We start from the raw sequence: 14,839 nt of genomic DNA, 5'->3' as shown, positions 1-14,839 counted from the left end.
TGCTCTACCGGCTTGCCGGGAATACCCGGGAATCGCCGCGGGCCCGCCGGGACACCCCGGCGGGCCGCGCGGTCGCTGCTGTCAGTAGGTCGGCAGGGACGGATCCACGGTCTTGATCCAGCTGAGCACGCCGCCGCCCACGTGCACGGCGTCGGCGAACCCGGCGTTCTTCAGCACCGCCAGCACCTCCGCGGAGCGGGCGCCCGACTTGCAGTGCAGCACGATGCGCTTGTCCTGCGGCATCTTCTCCAGGGCCGAGCCGTTGAGGAACTCGCCCTTGGGGATGAGCACCGCGCCGGGAATGGAGACGATCTCGTACTCGTTGGGCTCGCGGACGTCGATCAGGTAGATGTTCTCGCCCGCGTCCCGCAGCTGCTTGAGCTCGGCCGCGGTGATCGTGGAGCCCATCGCGGCCTGCTGGGCCTCGTCGGAGATGGTGCCGCAGAACGCCTCGTAGTCGTCGAGCAGCTGGGTCACCGTCGGGTTCTTGCCGCAGAGCACGCACTCGGGGTCCTTGCGGACCTTGACGTCGCGGTACTTCATCTCCAGTGCGTCGTAGATCATCAGCCGCCCGACCAGCGGGTCGCCGACCCCGGTGAGCACCTTGATGGCCTCGTTCACCTGGATGGACCCGATCGAGGCGCACAGCACGCCCAGCACGCCGCCCTCGGCGCAGGAGGGGACCATGCCCGGGGGCGGGGGCTCCGGGTAGAGGCAGCGGTAGCAGGGCCCGTGCTCGGCCCAGAACACGCTGGCCTGGCCGTCGAACCGGTAGATCGAACCCCACACGTACGGCTTGCCGAGCAGCACCGCCGCGTCGTTGACCATGTACCGGGTGGCGAAGTTATCCGTTCCGTCCACGATCAGGTCGTAGCCGGAGAAGATGTCCATGACGTTGTCGGTGGTCAGCGCGACGTTGTGGATCACCACGTGGACCAGCGGGTTGATCTCGCGGACCGAGGCCGCGGCCGACTCGGCCTTCAGCCGCCCGACGTCGGACTGGCCGTGGATGATCTGGCGTTGCAGGTTCGACTCGTCCACGACGTCGAAGTCGATGATCCCGAGCGTGCCGACCCCGGCGGCGGCCAGATACATGAGCGCCGGGGAACCCAGCCCGCCCGCGCCCACACAGAGCACCTTGGCGTTCTTCAGCCGCTTCTGCCCGGCCATCCCGACATCCGGGATGATCAGGTGACGCGAGTAGCGACGCACCTCATCGACGGTGAGCTCGTCAGCCGGCTCAACCAGCGGTGGCAACGACACAGTTCTTCTCCCGTTTCAGGGCAACCCAGCTACTTCTGGGTACGGCTCACGCGGATCTCACACCCGCGCACATGCACAACCTAACCGGGCGACCGGGCATTCCCGAACCCCCGGCCTGGGGTCAGCGGCCCGGCAGGACCACGGTTTCGGTGATCAGGCGGAGGGACTCCCTGGCCACGATGTCGGGGAACTCCATCTGGGCCACGTGGCCGGCCCTGGGCAGGGTGACCAGGCGGACGTTGGGGAACGTACGGCCGGCGCGCAGGGCCATTCTGGCGTCCACCAGGCGGTCACGGCCGCCGTGGATGACCAGGGTGGGGGCGGTGATGGTGGCGGCCTGGCGCCAGAGGTCGGGCCGGAAGTACTCGCGGACGATGCCCCGGGCGGATTCCACCAGGGCGGTGCCGGAGTGCGGGAGGCCGTCCCGGCGGCGGAGCTCCTCGATCGCCTCGCGGAGCCGTACGGGATGGACCCGGGCCAGGTCGGCGTAGCACATGTCGAGGGTGGCCTGGATACGGCGTTCCGCAGGGACGGCGGTCAGGCGGCGGACCGCCCACTCGCCGAGACCGGGGGCGGCGGACATGGCCACCCGGGCCGGGCCGAAGCGGGGCAGCAGGTCGGGCAGGGCCGGGGAGACCAGGGTGAGGGAGCGGACCAGCTCGGGGCGGTTGGCGGACAGGCGCACGGCGACCGCGCCGCCGAGGGAGTTGCCGAACAGGTGCACGGGGGAGCCGAGGTGCTCGATCAGCCGGATGACCGCGTGCGCGTGGGCGTCCACCGAGTAGTCGCCGTCCTCGGGGGCGGGCGAGTACCCGGCCCCGGGCAGGTCGACCGCGTACCCGGCGACGTCGTCGGCCAGCAGGCCCATCAGGTCGGTCCAGTTGGTCGCGCTGCCGGCCAGGCCGTGGACGAAGACCGCGCGTTCCCGGTGGCCTGGTGACGCGAACCCTGGCGGCGTAAACCGGACATTTAGTCGCAGATCGCCCAAGTCAACCAGCTCGCCCGGCCAAGCCGGAACGGGTTCTGGATACCCATGCTCCACCGCGAATCCTCCTGTCGTTTACGTCCCATCCATCCCAGCATAGGGCATAACTACCCTAAGTGACCGCAAAGATGGATATCTGTCCGTTTTGTGACGGAGAGTGAGGACATAACACGATTAGGCAGCAGCCAACCACAAGGAGTAGTTGATGCGTTTCAAGAGGATCGCCACTGCGCTCGTCGCCACCGCCGTCGCCGGTGGCGGGATGGCCGTAGCGACTGCGGTGACCGCGACTCCGGCCCACGCCCACACCGCCGGCGGCGGCTTCGGCGGCGGCTGGGAGGGCGGCGACTGGGGCGGCTTCCGTCACGCCGGCTGGGGTCACCATAACCACGGGACCTGCGTCTACCGGGTCGGGCACCACCACCATCATCATCACCACGGACGCTTCGGCGGCGGCTGGGGTCGCGGCGTCGGCGGCGACTTCGCCGGCGACTTCGGCGGCAGCTTCGGCGGAGACTGGGGCGGCCACCGCCACCACCACTTTGGCGGGGGCATCGCCCACACCCGCACCGTCCCCGTGCACCTCCGCCCGAACAACCACAGCCGGATCATCGGCTTCCTGCACAAGGGCGGGTTCACGGTCGGCCGGTGCGGCCTGTACGGTCACCACCACCACCGCCACCACCACCACGGCGCCCGCTGGGGCGGCAGCAGCTGGGGCGGCGACTGGGGTGGTCACCGTCACCACCACCACCACGGCACCTTCCGCAAGGTGAAGTCGCACTTCAAGGTGCGCAGCTGGGACCCGCGCACCGGCTTCGCGCACTCCCGTCACCTGCACAAGCGCTCTCACCTGGACTGGAACCGCCACGGCGGTGGCGCCAACTGGGGCGGCGGCTGGTAGGAGACCAGCTGGCGAGAGGCCAGCGCACGCCCTGCGAAAAACCGGAATAAGCTCCACGGTTCCGGGTGACCCGTCCTCGTCACCCAGCGCCTGAGGCTGAACCAGCGTGCCGCAATGAACCCATTCATTGCGGCACGCCATCCCCATGTCCGATTTATCCCCCTTTGCCGCTCAACATAAGTGCGGATCCAGGTAATAACTCCGCAGGTCGCTTTTTCGGATTCCTCGGCCGGGATATCCAACCCATCGTTGCCCACTGCCTACAGGGCCCACCGACCACAGGAGCCGACGATGCCGTCCCACCCCGCCCTGGCCACCGCGCTGACCATGCTCGCCGCAGGCACCCTGCTCACCCTCGCCTCCGCCGCCACCGCCGCCGAGGCCAGCACCTGCTCCTACGAAGTCGTCCGCGGCCATCCGAAGGCCCTGAACGCCGCCGCACCCGTGTACCTGGCCCCCGACTTCAAGTCACGGGTGGTCGACGAGGTCTACAACATCGGCGACTTCATCGCCGGAGAATGCGGCCTCTACGGCCAGGACAAGAAATGGCGCATGGTCTCCGGCACCGGCAACGGCAACCTCGGCTTCACCCGGACGTTCTATCTGAAGAAGCAGTACGACCACTCCCAGCACAGCGCGACGGCCAGACGTTACTGGTAGGCCGTCGGACGGGCCCCCGCTCAGGCGGATTTCCTGGTTCGCCGTTTCGGTGCGGGCTTCTCCTCCGGGGCGGTTTCCTTCTTGGCCTTGCCGGCGTCGGCCTTTGCGGTGGTCTTGCCCGCGGCGGTCTTCTTGGGGGCGGCGGCGCCCTCGCGTTCCTTCTTCGCCGCCTCCACGCTGGCGCGCAGCGCGGCCATCAGGTCCACGGCCGGTCCCGGCTCGGCCGGGGCCTCCACCGCGACCACCTCACGCCCGGCCACCTTGGCCTCGATGACCTCCTGGAGCGCCTCCCGATAGGCGTCCCGGTACTCGCTGGGATCGAAGTCGCCCACCATGGTCTCGATCAGCGACTCGGCCATCTTCAACTCCTGGGGCCGCACGTCCACGTCCTCCTCCAGGAACGGGAAGTCGGCCGCCCGCACCTCATCCGGCCAGAGCATGGTCTCCAGCACGAAGACCCCGTCCCTGACCCGGAGCGTGGCCAGCGACTCGCGCTGCCGCAGCGCCACCTTCACGATCGCCACCTGCCCTGACCGCTCCAGCGCGTCACGCAGCAACACGTACGGCTTGGACCCCTGCGCCTCAGGCTCCAGGTAGTACGACTTGGCGAAGTAGATCGGATCAATCTGCTCGATAGGCGTGAACTGCAGCACGTCAATCCGCCGCGAGGTACTCAACGGCAGGTCGGCGAAGTCCTCGTCGGTCAGCACCACGACCTCACCGGTGGGCAACTCGTAGCCTTTGGCGATGTCGGAGTACTGAACCTCCTCACCATCCACCTGGCAGACCCGCCGATACCGGATCCGCCCACCGTCCTCCCGGTGCACCTGGTGGAAGGAGACGTCCTTCTGCTCGGTCGCCGAGTACAACTTGACGGGGATCGTCACCAGGCCGAACGAGATGGCGCCCTTCCAGATGCTACGCATAGCCACATACTCGTCTCTTTGTTCGAATACCGCTATATCGGGATTCAAGGGACTTACCTATTGGGCAGATACCCATTGTGGCAATGCCATATCCGGTCGAACCGATGCTCGCCGTCCCCGGAGATCTCCCCGTGGATGCCGCTCACTATGCCCTGGAGGTCAAGTGGGACGGCATCCGCGCGATCGTCTACATCGACGACACGATCCGCGTCACCGGCCGCAGAGGCACCGACTTCACCCCTCGTTACCCTGAAATTTCAGCACTCCGGGTACCCGGCCACCGGGTGATCCTGGACGGCGAGGTGGTCGCCTTCGACCAGCACGGCCGCCCCAGCTTCGAGTTGCTCCAGCGGCGCATGCACATCACCGATCCCGGCGCCCACGGACTGCTGGCCACCGTGCCCGTGGCGTACATGCCGTTCGATCTGCTCTACCTGGACGGCGAGACCCTCTACCACCGCCCGTACCAGGCACGGCGAGAGCTACTCGAGGGTCTGGCCGGACTGACCGTCCCGCCCAACTTCCCGTGCGACCCCGCGGTGCTGGACGCCACCTACCAGCAGGGCCTGGAGGGAGTGGTGGCCAAACGGCTGGACTCGCCGTACCGGCCGGGCGTGCGCACCCCGTGGTGGATCAAGGTGAAGAACCTGCACACCCAGGAGGTCGTGATCGGCGGCTGGCGGCCGGGCAAGGGCCGCCGGGAGGGCGGCATCGGCTCGCTGCTGCTCGGCGCGTACGCGGACCTACCAGGAGGGGCCGCCGAGTTCGCCTTCGTCGGCCACGTCGGCACCGGATTCACCGACGCCGCCCTGGACCGGCTCTACCAGCTGCTGCGCCCGCTGGAGGTGCCGCGCAGCACGTACTCCCGGCCGCTGCCCCGGGACATCGCCCGAGGCGCGCACTGGGTACGGCCCGAGCTGGTGGGCGAGGTGGGCTTCACCATGTGGACCGAGGAACGGCGCCTGCGCCACCCCACCTGGCGCGGCCTGCGCCCCGACAAGATCCCCGCGGAGGTCCGGCTGTGAAGGTCCGCGTGCAGGTGGCGGGCAGGGAACTCGCCCTCAGCAACCTGGACAAGGTGCTCTACCCCGAGACCGGCTTCACCAAGGCCGAGGTGATCGACTACTACTCCCGGATCGCCCCCGTCCTGCTCCCCCACGTACGCGGCCGGCCGCTCACCGTCAAGCGCTACCCCAACGGCGTGACCGGCCCCCACTTCTTCGAGAAGAACGCCCCCCGGCACACCCCGCCATGGATCCGCCGGGCCACCCTCCCGGTCCCCGGCAGCACCAAGAACCGCCAGACCATCGACTTCGCCGTCATCGACGACCTGCCCACCCTCATCTACTACGCCAACCTCGCCGCGCTGGAACTCCACGTCCCGATGTGGCAGGTCTCCCCCGAGGGGACGGCGCTGCCCCCCGACATCCTCGTCTTCGACCTGGACCCGGGCGCCCCCGCGACCATCGTCGAGTGCTGCCAGGTGGCCCTGTTGCTCCGCGACGCGCTCGCCAAGGACGACCTGGAGTGCCGCCCCAAGACCAGCGGCAACAAGGGCATGCAGCTGCACGTGCCCTGGCCGTACCCGGACCGGGAGACCAGCGGGTACGCCAGGGAGCTGGCCCAGCGCCTGGACGCCGGGCACGAGCTGGTCACCAGCGTGATGACCCGCCGGGAGCGCCCGGGCAAGGTGTTCATCGACTGGAGCCAGAACAACCCGGCCAAGACCACGGTGGCCGCGTACTCGTTGCGCGCCAACGCCGCCCCGACGGTTTCCACCCCGCTCTCCTGGGAAGAGGTCGAGGGTTGCGATAACCCGGCCCAGCTGGTCTTCACCGCGCCCGACGTGCTGGCCAGGGTCGAGGAATTCGGCGATCTGTTCCTTTAGGCTGAACGACGCAGGCAAGTCCGACGGGGAGGACGCCCATGTCCGAGATGCACTCGCTCGACACTTCCGAAGCCGATCCGGCGGACGTGGTGGAGCAGAACCGGACGCTCCGCGAGGACGAACGGGAACGCACCGTCTGGTCACTGGAGATCCCGTTGGAGGCCGACCCGGCTGACACCGCCGAGCAGCGCCGGGTCGTCGAGCAGGACGACGAGGACGACTACCGCTGAATCGGGGTATCGCTGAGCCAGGTTACCCGCGCGTAGGATGGCCCCCTGCAAGGGAGCGCAGCCCCCGGAAGGGACCTCCACCGCACATCCTCTAGGAGACCTCGTGACCGCTTCCCCGGACGCCAAGCCGCGGGGTTCCCGGCTGCCCCGGCTGGCTCGCCGCCGGCAGCTGCTCACCGCGGCGCAGGAGGTCTTCGTCGAGAACGGCTACCACGCGGCCGCGATGGACGAGATCGCGGAGCGGGCCGGGGTGAGCAAGCCGGTCCTCTACCAGCACTTCCCGGGCAAGCTGGAGCTCTACCTGGCCCTGCTCGACCTGCACGTGGACGACATGGTCGGCCGGTGCAAGGAGGCGCTCGGCGCCACCACCGACAACAAGCAGCGGGTGCAGGCCGCGATCGGCGCCTTCTTCGACTTCGTCTCCAGCCAGGGGGAGGCGTTCCGCCTGGTCTTCGAGTCCGACCTGCGGAACGTCGCGCCGGTGCGGCAGCGCATGGAGCGCTCGCTCCGGGAGAGCGCCGACGCGATCGCCCAGGTCATCCAGGAGGACACCGGCTGCTCCAGCGACGAGGCGCACCTGCTCGGCGTCGGCCTGGTGGGCATGGCCGAGGTGAGCGCGCGCTACTGGCTGACCAGCCGCGGCTCCATCCCGAAGGACGCGGCCACCCAGCTGATGGCCCGCCTGGCCTGGCGAGGCATCAGCGGCTTCCCGAGGCAGTGACACTGGGCCCGCCTCCGGCAGGCCGGCCCCACATACGACCACGGAAGATTGGTTGCCGGGTTCGCCTGACCTCGGTTTTCCGCTTGACGCGATCAGATGTGCCATCCCGATTTCCAGGCGTCACGATGGAAGTCAGTCGAAAGGGGTCGTGATGGAAATCAAGATCGGCGTGCGCTCGGTGCACCGCGAGATCGTGCTGGAAAGCGATCAGACGGTCGAGGAGATCGAGAACGAGCTCCGCAACGCGCTCGCCGCCGACCGTGGCGTCTTCACCCTCACCGACGTCAAGGGGAACCGGTACATCATTCCCGTGGCGGCGCTGGGGTTCGTGGAGATCGGCGAGGGCGAGAACCGTTCTGTGGGGTTCGGCGGCACGCTCTGACCCGTCTCACCGTTCCGTCTTGCTGACCCGGGCGTGCCGGGCGGGGCGCCCGCCCGGCACGCCCCTTACCGGCCGCGGAACCCACACCCGGGCGGGCGCCGATCGGAGCGGGGACAGTGGCCCCGCTTTCGGCCGGCGGTCGGACAGCCCGCGCTCTCCCTTCTCAGCACGGCCCGGACAACCCAGCGGTTCGGTCCACATCTCGTCAAGGAACTGCCGTAGCGGCGCGAGGCCCTCATGAGCGCACGGTACAACCCTTTGGCCGCCCGTGCCCCCTCGATCGGCGCACCCGGTTGGCGGCAGCCCCTTGTCAGCCGCCTTGTCAGCCTCCCGGAGTGAGCCCGAGCGCCGCCATACGCTTGCCGTGCTCCTCGGTGATCTGGGCGAACATGCGGCCCACCCCGGCCAGGTCGGCCGAGTCGCCGAGCAGCACCGCCAGCTCGGGCCGGGCCGCCGCCACCCGGTACGCCTGGCTCAGCGCCTCGCCCACCAGGCGCCGGGCCCAGAGCGCCAGGCGCCCGTTGAGCTTGGGATCCTCGGCCAGGGCCTGCCGTACCCGCTCGACCGCGAACTGCGAGCGGCCGTCGTCGGCCAGTGCCCGGTCGACCAGCTCCCGGGTGTCGGCGTCCACGTGCCTGGCCGCCTCCCGGTAGAAGTCGCCGGCGATCCCCGTCCCCACGTACGCCTTGATCAGGGCTTCGTACCAGTCGCTTGGGCGGGTCTGCGCGTGCCAGGCGTCCAGGGCCTCGGTGAAGGGCGCCATCGCGGCCTCCGGGTCGGCGCCGAGTTCGGTCAGGCGGTCCCGCACCAGCCGGAAGTGGCCGTATTCTGTGGCGGCCACGTCGCCGAGCGCGGCCCGGTCGGTCAGCGTGGGGGCCAGCACCGAGGCGTCCTCCGCCATCCGGAGGAACGCGGTCAGTTCGGCGTAGGCGAGCACTCCGAGAAGGTCGACCACGCCGGGCTGAGAATCTGTCATGGCAGCCAGCGTAGGGGCACGTTCTCCGCAGAAAACACAGGTAACACGCGGAAAACAGTCTTCAGTTGTGGTATCGAGTAGACTGCTCTGGGAAAGTGCGACCGCATACGTCGATCCGGGGTATAAGTTCCCCGGAACCCCCAGAACTCTTGGATGCCGCGGTCGCTGATGACGTCGAAGGCGTCACCTGCGCGCGGCCCGGCACGGGGATGGCCCAACGGGGATGTCCAGCGTGGCCAGAGGCCCCGGAGGCCCAACTTCGACAACGACTGAGGCAGGCGACGATTACGACGACGTTCCGAGACCTGGGAGTGATCCCGGAGATCGCCGACGCCCTGGAGACCGAGGGCATCACTTCACCATTCCCGATTCAGGAGATGGCGCTCCCCCTGGCGTTGGCCGGACAGGACGTCATCGGCCAGGCGCGCACCGGCACCGGCAAGACCTACGCGTTCGGCGTCGCCATGCTCCAGCTGGTCGGGAAGCCGCGGAAGAACCGCAAAAAGCCGCGGGGCCTGGTCCTCGTGCCCACCCGTGAGCTGGCTCTGCAGGTGACCGAGGACCTGGTCCTGGCCGCCGGCAAGCTCGGCTCCCGAATTCTCACCGTGTACGGCGGACGCGCGTACGAACCGCAGATCGAGGCCCTCAAGAACGGCGTGGACGTGATCGTCGGCACGCCCGGGCGGCTGCTCGACCTGATCAAGCAGAAGCACCTGGATCTCGGCCAGATCGGCATGATGGTGCTCGACGAGGCCGACCGCATGCTCGACCTGGGCTTCCTGCCCGACATCGAGCGCATCATCAAGCTGGTCCCGGCCGAGCGGCAGACCATGCTCTTCTCGGCCACCATGCCCGGGGAGATCGTGGCGCTCTCCCGGCGGTACCTGACCCGTCCCATCCGGGTCCGCGCCGAGCAGGTGGAGGCGGAGGCGGAGGCCACCCCGCAGACCACCCAGTTCGTCTACCGGACCCACCGGATGGACAAGATCGAGATCCTGGCCCGGCTGCTGCAGAGCCGGGCGGCGGGGCTGACCATGGTCTTCTGCGAGACCAAGCGGGCCTGCGACATGGTCTACGAGCAGCTGCGCGACAAGGGCTTCGCGGCGGCGGCCGTGCACGGGGACCTCGGGCAGGGGCAGCGCGAGCAGGCGCTCCGCGCGTTCCGGAACGGCAAGATCAACGTGCTGGTGGCCACCGACGTGGCGGCCCGCGGCATCGACATCGACGACGTGACCCACGTGGTCAACTACGACTGCCCGCAGGACGAGAAGACCTACGTGCACCGGATCGGCCGGACCGGCCGGGCCGGGCGCACCGGCGTCGCGGTGACCTTCGTGGAGTGGACCGAGCTGACCCGGTGGAAGGTCATCAACAACGCCCTCGCGCTGAACTTCGCCGAGCCCGCGGAGACCTACTCCAGTTCGCCGGAGCTCTTCGTGGACCTGGACATCCCGGAGGGCACCAAGGGCGTGCTGCCCCGGGCCAACCGGTCCCGGGCGGGGCTGGACGCCGAGCAGATCGAGGACCTCGGCGAGACCGGGCGCAAGCGATCCCGGTCCGGCGACCGCGCCGAGGAGCGCAGGGAGCGCCCGGCCAAGACCCGGGAGCGGCGGCGCACCCGCGGCGGGCGGACCCTCGCGGCGGACATCGCGCCGGACGGGGACGTGCTGGCGCCGGACCTGGTGGACGCGCCCGTGGGTGAGCCGGTGGCCGACCTCGCCGAGCCGCTCGCCGGGAGCACCGGGCGGCGGCGGGCCGGGAGCCGCGGGGCGAACCAGGCCGCGCTGACGGGCGCGCTCGCGGACGCTCCGCCGGCGCCGGAGGAAGGCAAGCCCGCCCGCCGGACCAGGAAGAAGACCCCCGAGCCCGTGGAAGTGTACGAGCCCGTGGACACCTACGAGGACTCCTTCGAGGACTCCTACGACGAGCAGCCGTACGACGAGCCTGTCGAGGAATCTCCCGCGCCCCGGCCGGAACCCGCCCGGATCACCCTGCCCAGCCCGTTCGCGGTGGTGTTCCAGTCCCCCGATCTGGCCACCGACGACGACGCCCCGGCGCCGTCCGCGGCCACCGAGCGGAAGGCGATGCGCCGCCAGAACGCGCGGCCCCGCCCCCGCCGGAACGGGTGATCGTCGTGCTGCTGATTCGCGGTGTGATCGGTCTGGTGCTGATCGGTCTGTGGGTGTACTGCGTGCTGGACGTGATCACGACCCAGCGGTCGGACGTGCGAACCCTGCCGAAGCTGCTCTGGCTCGTGGTGGTGCTTCTGCTGCCACTGGCCGGATCGCTGCTCTGGCTGATCGCCGGACGGCCCCGCGGGAGTCGCGAGAGCACGGCTCCGCCGGCGCCGCCCCGGGTGGTCAACCCGGACGACGACGAGGAGTTCCTGCGGCAGCTGAGGCAGCGCGCCGAAGAACAACGCCGGGCCGCCAGGGAACAGACGGACCGGGAACGACCGGAGCGCCCCAAAGCCTCCGAAGATCAAGAAGGGTAATAACTGCCCAAACCCTTACGGCGGTTACGCCGACAGGGCGGGTCAGTATCGTGGCTTCACGTGAGTACGCCGAGATTCCTAACCTTGCCGCCGGGCGTGACCGCCCGGCGGATCGAGACGTCGGCCGGCATCTTCGCCATCCTGGAGGCGCTGCCGGTGAGCGGCGTCGCCGAGCGCTGGCCGGCGCTTCTGGTCCCGGGCTACACCGGCAGCAAGGAGGACTTCATCGCGATCCTGCAGACCCTGGCCCAGGCCGGGCGGCGGGTGGTCGCGATGGACCTGCGGGGGCAGTACCAGTCTCCTGGTCCTGAGGATCCCGCGGCGTACAGTTGCGCGGCGCTCGGCGCCGACGTGGACACGATCGCCACCGCGGTCAGCGGCGGGGATCCGGTGCACCTGCTCGGGCACTCCTTCGGCGGCCTGGTCACCCGGGAGTCGGTGCTGGACGGCACCGCCAAGCTCGCCTCGTACACGCTGATGAGCTCCGGTCCCGCCGGCATCGTGGGTCCCAGGGAGCAGGTCGGGCGCGCCATGCTGGACGAGCTGACCACCCTCGGGGTGGAGCACATCTGGACCACCCGGGTGGAACCCGAGGCCATCCGGGCCGGGGTGTCCGACGAGATCGTCGCCTTCCTGCGGCGCCGGCTGCTGGCCGCCTCCCCCACCGGGCTGCTCACCATGGGCCGCGCCGTCCTGAACGCCGCCGACCGGGTCGACGAACTCTGCCAGTCCGGCCTGGCCACCCTCGTCCTGTACGGGGAGCACGACGACGGCTGGCCGCCCGCGCTGCAGTCGGAGATGGCCCACCAGCTCGACGCGGACTGCGTGGTCGTCCCCGGCGCGGCGCACTCCCCGGCGGTGGAGGCCCCGGAGACCACCGCCGCGGCGCTGACCCGCTTCTGGAACGCGGCGGAGAGCGAGATCCTGCACCGCTGAGCGGGCATTACGCCAGGGCGTCCCAGGACGATTTGTCGGGCGCGGCGGCCTGGCCCTCCGCGCAGTGGCGGCGGTAGTCGCACCAGGAGCAGAGGGGGCCCGGGGAGGGCGGGAAGCGGGCGTCGATCTCCGCAGGGACCGTCCTGGCCGGCTGAGGGTTGGGATCGCTGGAGCGAGGGTTGCCGCGCGGGGGCCTGTTGGGGCCCGCCCAGGCCTGGTAGGCCTCGTCGGCTTCGGCGGCCTCCTCGGCGATCTCCTCGGCCCGGCGGAGGTGGCGGGCCAGGGACTCCTCGGTGTGGGTCCAGCCCACGATCTGGCCGGAGGGCAGATGGTGGAGTTCCACCGTGTGGCAGGGGCGGCGCAGGACGCGGGCGGCGGCCACCGCGTACACCGCCAGAGCTAAGGAGAAGCGGGCGTCGTCGGCGGTGAGCGGGCGGCGGCCGGTCTTGTAGTCGACCACGACCAACTCGTCGCCGCGCCGGTCCAGCCGGTCGATCCGCCCGGAGACCGCGATCACCGCCGTCCTGGTGGCGACGGTGCGCTCGACACCCACCGGCTCGTCGGACGGATCCAGGCTGGCGACGTAACCCGACACCATCTCCCGGGCACGCTCCAGCCAGGCCAGCGACTGCTCCTGGTCCCGGAAGCCCTCGGTCAGCCAGCCGTTGGCGACCAGGATCGCGGCCATCATGGGCGTGCGCCGCTCCTGCGGTTCCCGCCACCAGGCCGCCAGCGCGTTGTGCACGGCGGCCCCGACACTGTTGTGCGCCCAGGGCGGGCCCTTGGCCGGAGCCGGGCGGTCCAGATAGGTGAACCGGTACCGCCTGCGGCAGTCGAGCCAGGAGTTCAGGCGAGACGGCGTGCAGGAGTACAACCGCCGGGGCATGCCCTCAAGCCCGAGCTGCTCCATCGGCACCTTTCCCGCTCGCCTTTCACCCTGGCCTCCATACCGGCCCGGCCTTTCACGCCGGCCGGGCGGGTCAGTCGTCCTCGTCGTCCCGGTCGAGGTCGAGCTTGATGCCGGAGGCGCGGGTGCCGTCGGCCAGCGGGGGCTCGGGCTCCTCGTAGCCGCCGGTGAGGGAGCCGGACAGCCAACGGTCGAACTGGGGCTCCAGGTCGCCGATGGTGCTCTCCTCGCCGTGGGCCGGCAGCACCCGGGTGTCGTGGGGCAGCGTGAAGAGGCGCTCGCCGATCGAGGTCAGCTGGTCGGCCAGCGCGGGGTACTCCCCGCCCAGCTTCCCAGGCCCGTCGGCCAGCAGCGTCTTGCCGGTGAACACGACGCCCAGGGACTCACAGAGCAGGGAGACGCCGCCGGGCGTGACCCCGGGGGTGGCCAGGACCTCCAGCTCGACGTCGGCGACGCCGAACAGGCCCTCGTCGTCCATGTCGATGTCCGGCCAGGTGTCCTCCCAGGTCTGCCGCCAGAGGCGCTTGTCCTTGGGATGCAGGGCGATGACCGCCTCGTCCCTGGCCGCCACCTCGATGGCCGCGGCGACGTGGTCGGAAAGCCCGTGGGTGCAGATGACGGCGAGGATCTCGCGCTCGCCCACCTGCTCCAGGATCTTCTCCGGATCCCGTGCCGGGTCGATGACGATGACCTCGTCGTCGTCACCCACGATCCAGGTGTTGTTCTCCACCTTGTGCTCGACCTCGTCGATCTCCACGACGCCCGAGGTCACCACTCGCTCGATACGCGCTGTCACGATTCAGAACCTTACTGCCTCACCGGCGTGCGCGGGATTCGTGCCATAAAGGTCTACCTGGTGGCATCGATATCCAGCCTGGGCGAGTACGCACCAAACGGGACATCCCATTCCAGATCCCGCAGGTCAGCGAGGGCCAGCTGGAACAGGACGAGCAGGCATCCGGCGTCGGCGGGCCAGGCGATCGTCCACAACCAGCGGCCCATGGCCTCGCCGGCGTAGACGGCCCGGTCGCCGGGGACGCCCTCCACGCACCAGAGCGGGGTGGGGTGGCCGTTGACGTTCACCTTCGCGTGCGGGGGCCCCGCGCCGACGCCCGTTCCCGGGTCGGGGCCGTTCAGTCCGGCGTACGCGGCGCCGAGGCCGACGCCCGGCTCCTCGGCGACCAGCAGCATGTCGGCCGGGCCGTGGCTGAGCGACGGGCCGGAGATGGCGACCACGCTCGCCCGTATCCCCGAACGCTCGTCGCCCGCCTCACCGAAGCCGGTCACCAGCCAGCCGATGGGGAGCGGCCAGGGGAGCCAGACCGGGACCGTGGACGCCTGTCGTATCTCGTTGAGCGTGGCCACGGACGGGTGGCGCGCGTAGTACGGCAGGACTTCGCCATGGGAGACACAGCGCCAGGCGCTTGACCAGACGTTCGGCTCCTGTAGGGGCCCGAAGCAACGTGGGCACCTGGGCGGGGGTCTCACACCTACCCACGGTGGTGCGCCCCCCGCACCCAAGTCAAGACTTTTCCCGTTATCGAGCCGTAATCTTGGCGATGCACGC

At 69.9% G+C, this 14,839-nt stretch carries 17 protein-coding genes; 10 read left to right on the top strand and 7 right to left on the bottom strand.

The features are described from left to right. Positions 1-81: 81 nt before the first annotated feature. A complete protein-coding gene (moeZ, locus tag KIP79_RS34130; RefSeq protein ID WP_214109097.1) occupies positions 82-1,263 on the bottom strand; it encodes an adenylyltransferase/sulfurtransferase MoeZ in 1,182 nt (393 codons plus the stop codon). A 121-nt stretch (positions 1,264-1,384) separates the two neighbouring features. Then, positions 1,385-2,251: an alpha/beta fold hydrolase gene (locus tag KIP79_RS34125; RefSeq protein WP_250214278.1), complete on the bottom strand. Its 867-nt coding sequence runs from the start codon at positions 2,249-2,251 to the stop codon at positions 1,385-1,387. A gap of 202 nt (positions 2,252-2,453) precedes the next feature. On the opposite strand from KIP79_RS34125, the gene KIP79_RS34120 reads away from it, so the two are divergent. Together KIP79_RS34120 and KIP79_RS34115 are read left to right on the top strand one after the other, a co-directional pair. Next, positions 2,454-3,152 carry a hypothetical protein gene (locus KIP79_RS34120; RefSeq protein WP_214109095.1) on the top strand — a complete coding sequence of 233 codons (699 nt, stop codon included), beginning with the start codon at positions 2,454-2,456 and terminating at the stop codon, positions 3,150-3,152. A gap of 291 nt (positions 3,153-3,443) precedes the next feature. Further along, entirely contained in the window at positions 3,444-3,812 is a 369-nt protein-coding gene (locus KIP79_RS34115) for a hypothetical protein (RefSeq protein ID WP_214109094.1), read from the top strand. Positions 3,813-3,832: 20 nt separating this feature from the next. On the opposite strand, the gene ku is transcribed toward KIP79_RS34115, so the two are convergent. After that, a complete protein-coding gene (ku, locus tag KIP79_RS34110; RefSeq protein ID WP_214109093.1) occupies positions 3,833-4,738 on the bottom strand; it encodes a non-homologous end joining protein Ku in 906 nt (301 codons plus the stop codon). Between the two features lie 131 nt (positions 4,739-4,869). Here ku and ligD (KIP79_RS34105) point away from each other — a divergent pair, with 131 nt between their 5' ends. The 5 genes from ligD (KIP79_RS34105) (at position 4,870) to KIP79_RS34085 (ending at position 7,959) form a co-directional block, all read left to right on the top strand. Beyond that, positions 4,870-5,763 carry a non-homologous end-joining DNA ligase gene (ligD, locus tag KIP79_RS34105; RefSeq protein ID WP_308170041.1) on the top strand — a complete coding sequence of 298 codons (894 nt, stop codon included), beginning with the start codon at positions 4,870-4,872 and terminating at the stop codon, positions 5,761-5,763. Beyond that, positions 5,760-6,626 carry a non-homologous end-joining DNA ligase gene (gene ligD, locus KIP79_RS34100; RefSeq protein ID WP_308170040.1) on the top strand — a complete coding sequence of 289 codons (867 nt, stop codon included), beginning with the start codon at positions 5,760-5,762 and terminating at the stop codon, positions 6,624-6,626. The genes ligD (KIP79_RS34105) and ligD (KIP79_RS34100) overlap by 4 nt, the downstream gene beginning before the upstream one ends. Positions 6,627-6,664: 38 nt before the next feature. Then, complete coding sequence (locus KIP79_RS34095; RefSeq protein WP_214109092.1) at positions 6,665-6,856, top strand: hypothetical protein; 192 nt, start codon at positions 6,665-6,667, stop codon at positions 6,854-6,856. Between the two features lie 103 nt (positions 6,857-6,959). Next, complete coding sequence (locus KIP79_RS34090) at positions 6,960-7,577, top strand: TetR/AcrR family transcriptional regulator (RefSeq protein ID WP_214109091.1); 618 nt, start codon at positions 6,960-6,962, stop codon at positions 7,575-7,577. Between the two features lie 151 nt (positions 7,578-7,728). Then, complete coding sequence (locus KIP79_RS34085) at positions 7,729-7,959, top strand: DUF3107 domain-containing protein (protein WP_214109090.1); 231 nt, start codon at positions 7,729-7,731, stop codon at positions 7,957-7,959. A gap of 322 nt (positions 7,960-8,281) precedes the next feature. Here the strand turns inward: KIP79_RS34085 and KIP79_RS34080 are convergent, their stop codons facing one another. After that, entirely contained in the window at positions 8,282-8,935 is a 654-nt protein-coding gene (locus KIP79_RS34080; RefSeq protein WP_214109089.1) for a ferritin-like fold-containing protein, read from the bottom strand. A gap of 311 nt (positions 8,936-9,246) precedes the next feature. Between KIP79_RS34080 and KIP79_RS34075 the strand changes: the two genes are divergently transcribed. Genes KIP79_RS34075 through KIP79_RS34065 form a run of 3 tightly spaced genes read left to right on the top strand, consistent with a single transcriptional unit; the run spans position 9,247 to position 12,365 of the window. After that, on the top strand, positions 9,247-11,064 hold the full coding sequence (locus tag KIP79_RS34075; RefSeq protein ID WP_308170039.1) for a DEAD/DEAH box helicase: 1,818 nt from the start codon (positions 9,247-9,249) through the stop codon (positions 11,062-11,064). Positions 11,065-11,069: 5 nt separating this feature from the next. Beyond that, positions 11,070-11,429: a PLDc N-terminal domain-containing protein gene (locus KIP79_RS34070; RefSeq protein ID WP_214109088.1), complete on the top strand. Its 360-nt coding sequence runs from the start codon at positions 11,070-11,072 to the stop codon at positions 11,427-11,429. Positions 11,430-11,489: 60 nt separating this feature from the next. Then, complete coding sequence (locus KIP79_RS34065; protein ID WP_214109087.1) at positions 11,490-12,365, top strand: alpha/beta fold hydrolase; 876 nt, start codon at positions 11,490-11,492, stop codon at positions 12,363-12,365. A 7-nt stretch (positions 12,366-12,372) separates the two neighbouring features. Here KIP79_RS34065 and KIP79_RS34060 read toward each other — a convergent pair whose 3' ends face one another. From KIP79_RS34060 to KIP79_RS34050, 3 genes are all read right to left on the bottom strand, one after another. Then, entirely contained in the window at positions 12,373-13,275 is a 903-nt protein-coding gene (locus tag KIP79_RS34060) for a RecB family exonuclease (RefSeq protein ID WP_214109086.1), read from the bottom strand. 70 nt (positions 13,276-13,345) lie between these two features. Next, complete coding sequence (locus KIP79_RS34055) at positions 13,346-14,068, bottom strand: MBL fold metallo-hydrolase (protein ID WP_214109085.1); 723 nt, start codon at positions 14,066-14,068, stop codon at positions 13,346-13,348. Between the two features lie 53 nt (positions 14,069-14,121). Then, positions 14,122-14,760: a DUF6758 family protein gene (locus tag KIP79_RS34050; RefSeq protein ID WP_214109084.1), complete on the bottom strand. Its 639-nt coding sequence runs from the start codon at positions 14,758-14,760 to the stop codon at positions 14,122-14,124. Positions 14,761-14,839: the final 79 nt, after the last annotated feature.

It is taken from the genome of Acrocarpospora catenulata (genome assembly GCF_018476525.1).
GTDB classification, from domain to species: Bacteria; Actinomycetota; Actinomycetes; order Streptosporangiales; family Streptosporangiaceae; genus Acrocarpospora; species Acrocarpospora catenulata.
This window is presented reverse-complemented; position numbering and strand designations above follow the sequence as displayed.